This is a genomic window from Actinophytocola sp., from assembly GCF_036555685.1.
Classification (GTDB): Bacteria; Actinomycetota; Actinomycetes; order Mycobacteriales; family Pseudonocardiaceae; genus Actinophytocola.
In genome coordinates, this window is record NZ_DATBKY010000165.1 from 1 (window position 1) to 9,259 (window position 9,259).

General features: G+C 72.5%; 9 protein-coding genes. All 9 read right to left on the bottom strand.

Features of this window, described 5'->3' with window-relative positions; translation table 11 throughout:
- Nucleotides 1–139: copper transporter (locus VH969_RS15950; RefSeq protein ID WP_331974834.1), on the bottom strand; the 139-nt coding region annotated here is incomplete at its 3' end.
- A complete protein-coding gene (gene steA / locus VH969_RS15955; protein WP_331974816.1) occupies nucleotides 136–1,320 on the bottom strand; it encodes a putative cytokinetic ring protein SteA in 1,185 nt (394 codons plus the stop codon). The genes steA and VH969_RS15950, both read right to left, overlap by 4 nt.
- Before the next feature lie 601 nt (nucleotides 1,321–1,921).
- The gene (gene recN, locus VH969_RS15960) at nucleotides 1,922–3,700 is read right to left on the bottom strand and encodes a DNA repair protein RecN (protein WP_331974819.1); all 1,779 of its coding nucleotides are present in this window, start codon (nucleotides 3,698–3,700) and stop codon (nucleotides 1,922–1,924) included.
- Between the two features lie 66 nt (nucleotides 3,701–3,766).
- The gene (locus VH969_RS15965; RefSeq protein ID WP_331974821.1) at nucleotides 3,767–4,654 is read right to left on the bottom strand and encodes an NAD kinase; all 888 of its coding nucleotides are present in this window, start codon (nucleotides 4,652–4,654) and stop codon (nucleotides 3,767–3,769) included.
- A complete protein-coding gene (locus tag VH969_RS15970) occupies nucleotides 4,651–5,448 on the bottom strand; it encodes a TlyA family RNA methyltransferase (RefSeq protein WP_331974824.1) in 798 nt (265 codons plus the stop codon). The genes VH969_RS15965 and VH969_RS15970 overlap by 4 nt, the downstream gene beginning before the upstream one ends.
- A gap of 3 nt (nucleotides 5,449–5,451) precedes the next feature.
- On the bottom strand, nucleotides 5,452–5,610 hold the full coding sequence (locus VH969_RS15975) for a hypothetical protein (protein ID WP_331974826.1): 159 nt from the start codon (nucleotides 5,608–5,610) through the stop codon (nucleotides 5,452–5,454).
- A 19-nt stretch (nucleotides 5,611–5,629) separates the two neighbouring features.
- Complete coding sequence (locus VH969_RS15980; protein WP_331974828.1) at nucleotides 5,630–6,586, bottom strand: HAD-IIA family hydrolase; 957 nt, start codon at nucleotides 6,584–6,586, stop codon at nucleotides 5,630–5,632.
- Complete coding sequence (locus tag VH969_RS15985) at nucleotides 6,583–7,266, bottom strand: tetratricopeptide repeat protein (protein ID WP_331974830.1); 684 nt, start codon at nucleotides 7,264–7,266, stop codon at nucleotides 6,583–6,585. The genes VH969_RS15980 and VH969_RS15985 overlap by 4 nt, the downstream gene beginning before the upstream one ends.
- Nucleotides 7,267–8,141: 875 nt before the next feature.
- Nucleotides 8,142–8,912, bottom strand: a complete 771-nt coding sequence (locus VH969_RS15990) for a hypothetical protein (protein ID WP_331974832.1) — start codon at nucleotides 8,910–8,912, stop codon at nucleotides 8,142–8,144.
- Between the last annotated feature and the right edge of the window lie 347 nt (nucleotides 8,913–9,259).

Below are 9,259 nucleotides of genomic sequence, written 5' to 3' on the forward strand. Positions count from 1 at the left end.
GGTTCACGAGCTGGTCGTTGTCGTTCGACAGGCCGGACAGCAGCGAGCGCGACAGCGTGGTCGAGCCGAGCACGACCCCCACGGCGAGCGCGAGGAAGACCGCGGCGATGGAGATGACGTGGTAGCGCAGGGAGATCACGAGAAGAGCCCCTCGATCCAGGTGACGAAGCTGTTCCAGGTGTCGACCGCCCAGTCGGCGTAGGCGCCGCCCACACCCGACACCGCTAAGGCGACGGCCACCGCGACGAGTGCCGCGAGCACGAGCACGACGACGGCGCCGATCGAGACGCGGTTGCGGTGCAACGTGGCGACGGCCCTGCCGTCGACGATCTTGCTGCCGAGCTTGAGCCGGGTCAGGAACGTGGACGGGTTGGACCCGGAGCGGCCGCGGTCGAGGAACTCACTGAGCGTCGCCTGGAACCCGATCGTGACGACGAGGCTCGCCCCGTGCGTGTCGGCCAGCAGCAGCGCGAGATCCTCGGGGTTGCCCGACGCGGGGAACGTGACCGCGCCGATGCCCAGGTCCTGCACGCGCTCGAGCCCGGGCGCGTGGCCGTCCATGTGCGCCGGCACGACGACCTCCGCGCCGCTGCGCAGCGTGTCGGTCGACAGCCGATCGGGGTCACCGACGATCACGTTCGGCTTGTACCCGCGGTTGTGCAGCGTGTCCGCGGCCCCATCGATCCCGATCAGCACGGGCCGGTGCTCGCAGATGTAGCGCTTGAGCGCGGCGAGGTCCTCGGCGTGCCCATGACCTGGGGCGACGATGAGTACCTGGCGCTCGTGGAGGCGGGTCTTGAGCTCCGGTACGCCGATGCCGTCGAGAATCAGCGTGCGCTCGCGGCGCAGGAACTCGATCGTGTTGGCGGAGAAGGCCTCGAGCTGGGCGGACATCCCGGCCTTCGCCTCGATCATCAGATCGGCGATCGACTCGACAGTCTGCTCGGTTCCCCGCCCGACCTCCTTCTCGCCGACGTACACGCCTCCTTCGTGCAGCCGGACCTTGCTGCCCTCCTTGATGGCCCGCAGCACCGCGGGCCCTACGTCGTCGACGAGCACGATTCCCGCCCCGACGACGATCTCGGGCCCAAGATTGGGAAACCGCCCAGAGATCGACGGCGAGGCATTCACGACCCCGGCGACCTCGGCCTCGACGAGCGCATCGGCGGTAGCCCGATCCAGATCGACCTGATCGAGCACGACGATGTCCCCGACGTCGACGCGCCGAAGGAGATCGCCGATACGCCGATCGACCCTGGCCACCCCGGAGATCCCAGGGCGACTCTGATGCGGTCGCGGCAGGAGGCCAGTGAGCTTCATGGGACTGATGGTGACAAATGGGCAGGAGAAAACACTTCCGCCACGCCGTTGGGGTGACCTGCAAAAACCGTTTCGGGCCACCCTCAGCGGCAGATCGGAAATGTGGATCTTGCGCGCCCTGGACAAGGCTGGACGACGTGAGGCGGTGCTGGTGAGAACCGGGAAGGTGAAGAAGAGAGTCAGTTAAGGAAGGCAGCCGGCGGGAAAGCATGGTGAAGAGCCGAAAGCCACGAGACTCGACCGCCGCCTGGGAAAGCCACCCAACCACCGGCGCCTCCGCTGTCGCACCAAACCCAGGCCGCACCCGGCAAAGCCCGCCGCGACGATCGACTCAACAGCCCGTCGCCGCACCGGCACCAGGCCGCCACCCGGCAACGACCAACCCGGCCACCGGCGCAACCCGCCGCACCAACCCCCGCCGCACAAATCCCGCCGCACCAGACCCTGGCCGCGTCCCGCAAAGCCAACGCTACGAACCCCTCATCCCTCGCCGCCCGCACCGACGCAACCGCCCGACGACGCCGGCGCACCAACAGGTACACCGCGCCACCCAGCGCCCCCCACCCGGCCGCCCACGAGTCGACCTCCGCGACCCGCCGGGTCAGTGCTTGCGCCGCTTGTCCTTCTCCGCCACCTCCAGCAGCTCCTCCGCGTGCGCCCGCCCGGTCTCGGTCGAGTCCATCCCGGCCAGCATCCGGGCCAGCTCCACGACCCGATCCCGGTCCGAGACCACCCGCACGTCGCTGCGCGTGACCCCGCCCTCGGCGCTCTTGTCCACAACGAGATGCCGGTCGGCGAAGGCCGCCACCTGCGCCAGGTGCGTGACCACGATGACCTGGTGGCTCGTCGCCAGCCGGGCCAGCCGCCGCCCGATCTCGACCGCCGCTCGCCCACCGACACCCGCGTCGACCTCGTCGAACACCAGCGTCGGCACCGGGTCCGAATGCGCCAGCACGACCTCGATCGCCAGCATCACGCGCGACAGCTCGCCGCCCGACGCGGCCTTGTGCACGGGCAGCGGCTGGGCGCCGTCGTGCGCGGCCATCCGCAGCTCGACCTCGTCGATGCCGTCCGGACCGGCGTGCGCGAGCGCGTCCTCGCCGCCCCCGCCGGCCACCTTCAGCGCGTGCTGGTCACCGGGCTCGGCCCAGCGCGTGCTCACCACGAGCTCGACCTTCGCCTGGCCCATCGCCAGCCCGGCCAGCTCGGCCGTGACCGCCTTCGCGAACCGGTCGGCGGCCTGCACGCGCAGCGACGTCAGCACCTGCGCCCGCTCGGCCAGCTCCGCGGCGAGCTCGTCGCGCCTGCGTTCGAGCTCGGCCAGCGCTTCCTCGGACGTGTCGAGCCCGGCCAGCCGCTCCTCGGCCTCCCGCGCCCACGCCAGCACGCCGTCGACGTCCGCCGCGTACTTCCTGGTCAGGCCCTTCAGCTCGGCCTGCCGCGCGAGCACCTTCTCCAGCTCGGCCGGATCGGCGTCCAGCGACTCGAGGTACGCGCCGAGCTCGGAACCGACGTCTGACAGCAGCGCCTCCGCCTCGGCGAGCCGAGGCGCGAGGTCACGCAGCCGCGGATCCTCCGACGCCGTCATCCGGTGGCGGGCGTCGGCGATCATGCCGAGCGCGCCCGGCGCGTCCGGGTCACCCTCCGACGAGCCCGTGACCGCGAACGACGCACCCGTCGCCGCCTCCCGCAGCTGGTCGGCGTCGGCCAGCCGGCGGGCCTTGGCCACCAGCTCGTCGTCCTCGCCCGGCTGCGGGTCGACCGCCTCGATCTCCGCGAGGCCGTGCCGTAGAAGGTCGGCCTCCCGCGCCATCTCCCGGGACCGCGCGGTGCGCTCGGTCAGCTCCGTGCTGACCGAATGCCACTCGTCGCGCAGCCGCCGGTACTCCGACAGCGCGTTCAGCAACTCCTCGCCCGCGAACCGGTCGAGCACCGCACGCTGCTCGGCGGGCCGCAGCAGCCGCAGCTGGTCGTTCTGCCCGTGCACCGCGATGAGCTGCTCGGACAGCTCCGACAGCACCCCGACCGGCACCGCCCGGCCGCCCAGGTGCGCTCGCGAGCGCCCGTCCGGGCCGACCGTGCGCAGCGCGATCAGCGCGCCGTCCTCGTCTGGCTCGGCACCCGCGTCGGCCGCGACCTTGGCCGCGGCGCTGCCCGGCGGCGCGTCGAACCTGCCCTCGACCGCCGCTCTCTGCGCGCCGCTGCGCACGCGGGACGCCTCTGCCCGGCCACCTGATAACAGGTGCAGCCCGGTGACGACCATGGTCTTGCCGGCACCGGTCTCGCCGGTGACGACAGTGAGTCCCGGATCCAGTTCGAGGGTGGCCTCGTCGATCACGCCGAGGCCCTCGATGCGCATTTCGGCCAACACAGCGCGCACCTTATCGGCTCACACCGACGAAATCCCGCAACTAACGACCGTGTGTTCGAATGGCTGAGAAAGTGCTCAGCGATTTCGCCAGCCCTGCACCGGCAGCACGAACTTGTGCACCAGCCGGTCGGTGAACGGCTCCTGCCGCAGCCGGACCAGGCGTGTCGGCTTGGCCCCGCCGACGACCTCGACCCGCGCGCCCGGGGGCAGCACGAACGTCCGCCGCCCGTCACAGCACAGCACCGCCGGGTGCCCGTCCGGGTCGACCTCGACGGCCACGACCGAGTCCGGCGACACCACGAGCGGCCGGGAGAACATCGCGTGCGCGTTGCTCGGCACCACCAGCAACGCCTGCACATCCGGCCAGACGACCGGCCCGCCTGCGGAGAACGCGTACGCGGTCGAGCCGGTCGGCGTCGCACACAGCACACCGTCGCAGCCGAACGCGGACACCGGCCGTCCGTCGACCTCGATCCGCACGTCGAGGATGCGTTCGCGGCTGCTCTTCTCCACGCTGGCCTCGTTGAGCGCCCAGGTGTGCGCGAGCTGCCGGTCGCCGAGCCACGCGATCACGTCGACGGTCATGCGGTCGTCGACCTCGTAGTTCTGCGCGATGACCTGCCCGACGGCCTGCTCGAGGACGTCCGAGTCGGCCTCGGCGAGGAAGCCGATCCGGCCCATGTTGACCGCGAGCACGGGCACGCCCACCGGCCGGGCGAGCTCCGCAGCACGCAGTAGCGTGCCGTCGCCGCCCAGGACGAACACGAGCTCGGTGCCGGCTGCCGCGTCGGGCCCGCTGGGCACGATCTTCTGGTAACAGGCGCGGTCCAGCTGGGGCGCCTCCTCGGCCAGCACCCGCAGCTTCACGTCCGCCGCGGCGAACCAGCCGGCGACCTTCTCGGCCGTGTGGCGGGTGTCCGCCCGACCGGTGTGCACGACGAGGAGTACCTCGCGCTCGGTCAACGTGGCCCCTCCCGGACGGCGGTGTCGACGAGTGCGTCGCTGTCGGCGTTGGGTCCGCCGCGACGCAGCCACACGAAGTATTCGACATTTCCCGACGGTCCCGGTAACGGGCTGGCGGTCACTCCGTGTGCGCGCAGGCCGATCGTCTCGGCCTCACGGATGAAGGTACGGACGGCATCGGCGCGCAGTTCAGGGTCGCGCACGACGCCGCCGGAGCCGAGCCGTTCCCTGCCGACCTCGAACTGCGGTTTGACCATCGGGAGCAGGTCCGCGTCCTCGGTCGCGCACGCGAGCAGGGCCGGAAGTACGAGGCGCAGCGAGATGAACGAGAGGTCGGCGACGACGAGGTCGACCAGGCCCTGCGTCTGCTCCGGCGTCAGCCCGCGGACGTTCGTCTTGTCGAGGACGAGGACACGCTCGTCGCTCTGCAGCCGCCAGATCAGCAGGCCACGCCCCACGTCCGCGGCGACGACCTCCCGCGCGCCGCGGCGCAGCAGCACGTCGGTGAACCCGCCGGTCGAGGCGCCGGCGTCGAGCGCGCGGCGGCCCGTGACGTCGATGCCGAACGCGTCGAGCGCGCCGATCAGCTTGTGCGCGCCGCGGGAGGCCCAGTCGTCGCCGTCCTGCTCGCGGACCACGACCGGCGCGTCGGTCTCGACGGCCGTCGCGGACTTGCTTGCGACGGTGCCGCGCACGGTGACCCGGCCGTCCGCGATGAGCTGCGAGGCGTGTTCGCGGGATCGGGCCAGGCCGCGGCGGACGAGCTCCGCGTCCAGCCGGGTCCGGCGAGGCACCGCTCAGTCCGCGTCGATGCGGTCGACGCGCGACAACGCGTCGTTGAGCGCGACGTGGACCGCGTCGAACCGGCCGACGTGCTCGGCGAGCGGGACGTCGGCGAGGTCGTCGGTGCGCGCCACGGCGTCGTCGATGGCGGCGGCCGGGTCCTGGGAAGTCATGCCGTCCAACTCCACTCCGTCACGCTAGCTCATGGGGCAGGCCGAGGTGGCGAAGCGCCGCCGCCGCGTTGTCGTCACCGGCCCTGACGTCGGTTCGGGGGGCGCCGCACAGGGCGCGCAGCAGGTCGAGCGGGTCACCGTCGCCGCTGATCACGCCGTTGTCGATCTTCCAGCCGGGCTTGTCGCCGATCGCGAGCCGGTCAGGGTCGCCGGTGACCGCGCGGACGTCCTCGGCGAGGTAGGTCGGCCGGATGTCGCTCTCGAGGAGCTCGGCCGGGGTGGTGACACCGGTGAGCACGAGCAGCGACTCGATGCCGACCGCGTTCGCGCCGGCGATATCGGTGTCGAGCCGGTCGCCGATCGCGAGCGGGTGCTTCGCTTTCGCGGCGCGGATGGCCTCGTTCATCAGCGGTTCGGCGGGCTTGCCGGCGACTTCGGGCTCGCGCCCGGTGGCGGCCGTGAGGGCGGCGACGAACGAGCCGTTGCCGGGCAGCATGCCGCGTTCGGTCGGGAGCGTGGGGTCGATGTTGCAGGCGACCCAGCGGGCGCCGGCGTTGAGCGCGACGGTGGCCTCGGCGAGGTCCTGCCAGCCGGTTTCCCTGGAGAGGCCCTGGACGACGGCGGCCACGTCGTCGCCCGCTGTGCGCGTCGTGACGAGGCCGACCAGCTCGATCTCGTGCTCGAGGGCCGGCGCGCCGACAACGAGGACCTTGCCGGTCGTGCCTTTGAGCACTTGTGCCGCGGCCTGTGAGCTGGTGCTGACCTCGTCCGGCCCGGCCGGGATGCCGATGTCGGTCAGGTGCGCGGCGACCTCGTCCGGCGTGCGAGATGCGTTGTTGGTGACGAACCGGATGGTCGTCTTCGCCTCGTGCGCCGCGGCGACGGCCTCCGCCGCCCCGTCGACGGCGTGCTCGCCGCGGTAGACGGTGCCGTCGAGGTCGAAGAGCAGGGCGTCGTAGCGATCGAGCAGCGTCATTCGGCGTCCCGGAGTGCGAACGCCCGCTCGGCGGCGTCGGTCTCCTCGTCGAGGTCGGCCTCGGCGGCGTTGAGGAACCAGCGGATGGCGTCCTCGTTGCGCCCAGCGGCCTCGAGGTTGTCGGCGTAGGCGTAGAAGAGGCGCGGACTCCAGGACTCGTGGATCCCCGGATCCAAATCGGGCCCCTGCAGCGCGACGACCGCGGCGTCCAGCTGCCCCATGTCCCGCCGCGCACCGGCCGCCACGATCTTCAACTCGACGGCGATGTTCTTCGGCAGGTCCCTGCCGGCCTCGGCGGCGAGCTCGAGCGCACGCTCCGGCCGGCCGAGCGCACGCTCGCAGTCCGCCATGACCGGAAGGTGTGCCTGACCTCCGCTCATCCGCCGAACCGCGCGCAGCTCACCGAGTGCCTCGGCCCACTCGCCCGCGTGGTAGGCGGCGAGCCCCGCCGCCTCCCGGACGAGCGCCACCCGCGCCGCGCGTGACCGCGCGAACCGCGCGTGCGCCAGGGCAAGCTCAGGATCGTCGTCGATCAGCCTGCCGGCGGCGACGAGGTGACGCCCGACCAGCTCGGCCACGGGCTTGGCGAGGCTGCGCAGCTCCCGCCGGGCTTCGGGGTCGAGGTCGGAGTACTGAATGTCGTCGGACAGCTCGGGCTCCCCATCCGGCCGTCGAGACATCCGCCCATTCGACTCGCTGAGCGGTCCCGCCTGTACAGCGGCCGCGTCCGGTTCGACAGCCTCCGCTGACTCGATGTCCTCCGCCGATTCCGTGACCTCTGTGGATCCGGCACCCCGCGCCGGTCCGGCGGCCTGTGCGTGTTCGTCGGCCTGTGCGTGTTCGTCGGCCTGCACGGATTCGGGTGCCTCCACCGAATGCGTGGTCTCGGCCAGCTCGGCGGCCTCTCCCGGCGCAACTGCCTCCGTCGGCACGATTTCCTCGGCCGGTTGCGCGGTCTCTGCCGATTGCGCGGCCTCCGCGGGTTGCGCGGCCTCTGCGGGTTGCGCGGCCTCCGCGGGTTGCGCAGGCTCTGCCGGCTGCGCGGCCTCTGCCGGCTGCGCGGCCTCTGCCGATTGCGCAGGCTCTGCCGGCTCCGTGGCCTGGGCGGATCCGGCCGCCTGGACCGATTCGGGGGTCTGCACCGGTAGGGTCGCCCCGACCGGCTCCGTGGCCTGCACCGATTCGATGTCCTGTGCCGGCTCTGCTGCCCGGACCGGGTCCGGGAACCCCGCCAGCTCGGCAGCTTGGGCCGGCTCTACGTCCTGCAGCGGATCTGCGCCGTGCGCCAGCTCGGTGCCCTGGGCCGGTTCTGCCGCCCGCGCCGCCGGGTCCGTGGCGTCCGCCGGTTGTGGGACCTCGGACGGTTGAGTGGCCGCCGCCGGTTGCGGGGCCTCGGGCGCGTCGGCCTGCGCGGTCGGCCCTGCGGCTTCGCTCTCGACCAGGTCTGGCGTGTCCGCCGGCCTTGCGTCGGGCGCGGGAGGTGTATGGCTCGGCTGCTCGAGGGCCTCCGCGGGGTCGGTCAGATCTGGTGCGGTCGGCGCCGCCTCGTGTCTGGTTACCTCGCGGAATGACTCACGAGGGCTGTTGGCATCGAACGGACTGCGGCCCCGGGAGTCGCGAGAGCCGGAGCGGCGGCCTGAGTCGTCTCGGCCGCGGTCGGGCCGGTTGCGGGCGCCGTCGTCTTGGTTGCGCCGGCGATCCCGGTAGTCGGGCTCATCGCGCCGGCGGGCGCGGTCATCGCGGTAGTTGCGGCGCGGGCGATCGTCGCGTTCCCGGCGGTCGTTGTCGCGGTAGCCACGGTCCCTGTAGCCGCCGGATTCGCCTCGGCGATCTTGGACGCCTCGACCCTCTGAACTGCGGGAATCGCGACGCGGGCGATCGTCGCGGCCGCGGAAGTCCGAGCGGTCGCGCCCGCCGCGGGAGTCGCGGTCGTCGCGGCCGCGCCAGGGGCGTGAGTCGCCGCCTCGATCGTCACGGTCTCGATAATCCCGCCGATCACGCGACGAGCGAGCGCCACTTCCTCGGTCGTCACGAGTGCGGTAGTCATCGCGGTCGCGCGCAGGGCGGGAATCACTGCCTCGATCGCGCGACCCACGGAAGTCGCCACCGCGGTCCTCGCGGCTGCCGTAACCACCGCGGTCGCGCGCCGGGCGCGAGTCGCCACCGCGCTCGCCACGATCCCGCGACGCACGGTAGTCACCACCGCGATCGTCCCGGGTGCGGTAGTCGCCACGGTCACGTGACGGGCGAGAGTCGCCACCGCGGTCATCGCGAGGGCGGTAACCGCCACGGTCACGTGACTGACGGAAGTCGCCGCCACGGTCATCGCGGGAGCTGTAGCTGCCTCGGGCCCGATCGTCGCGGGGGCGGAAGTCGCCACGGTCGCGCGGCGGGCGCGAGTCACCACCGCGGTCATCGGGTGGGCGATAGTCGGTGCGGTCGCGGGACTGGCCGGAGGCGCCACCGCGCTCGTCGCGTGAGTTGTAACCGCCGCGCGGCGATCGGGAGCCGCCTCCGCGGTCATCGCGGGGGCGGTAACCGCCACGGTCCCGTGGTGGGCCGCCGCGGCTGTCAGGGGAGGCGTATCCGCCTCGGTCACGCGACGGGCGGGCGTCGCCGCCGCGGTCGCTGCGGGGGCTGTAGTCGGCGCGGTCGCGTGAACGCGACTCGTCG

Bases quoted from the DNA above. Each gene is read 5' to 3' on its own strand.
- steA (WP_331974816.1), bottom strand. From the start codon at position 1,320: ATGAAGCTCACTGGCCTCCTGCCGCGACCGCATCAGAGTCGCCCTGGG.
- VH969_RS15975 (WP_331974826.1), bottom strand. From the start codon at position 5,610: ATGACTTCCCAGGACCCGGCCGCCGCCATCGACGACGCCGTGGCGCGC.
- VH969_RS15980 (WP_331974828.1), bottom strand. From the start codon at position 6,586: ATGACGCTGCTCGATCGCTACGACGCCCTGCTCTTCGACCTCGACGGC.
- VH969_RS15985 (WP_331974830.1), bottom strand. From the start codon at position 7,266: ATGTCTCGACGGCCGGATGGGGAGCCCGAGCTGTCCGACGACATTCAG.
- VH969_RS15990 (WP_331974832.1), bottom strand. From the start codon at position 8,912: ATGACCGTGGCGGCGACTTCCGTCAGTCACGTGACCGTGGCGGTTACC.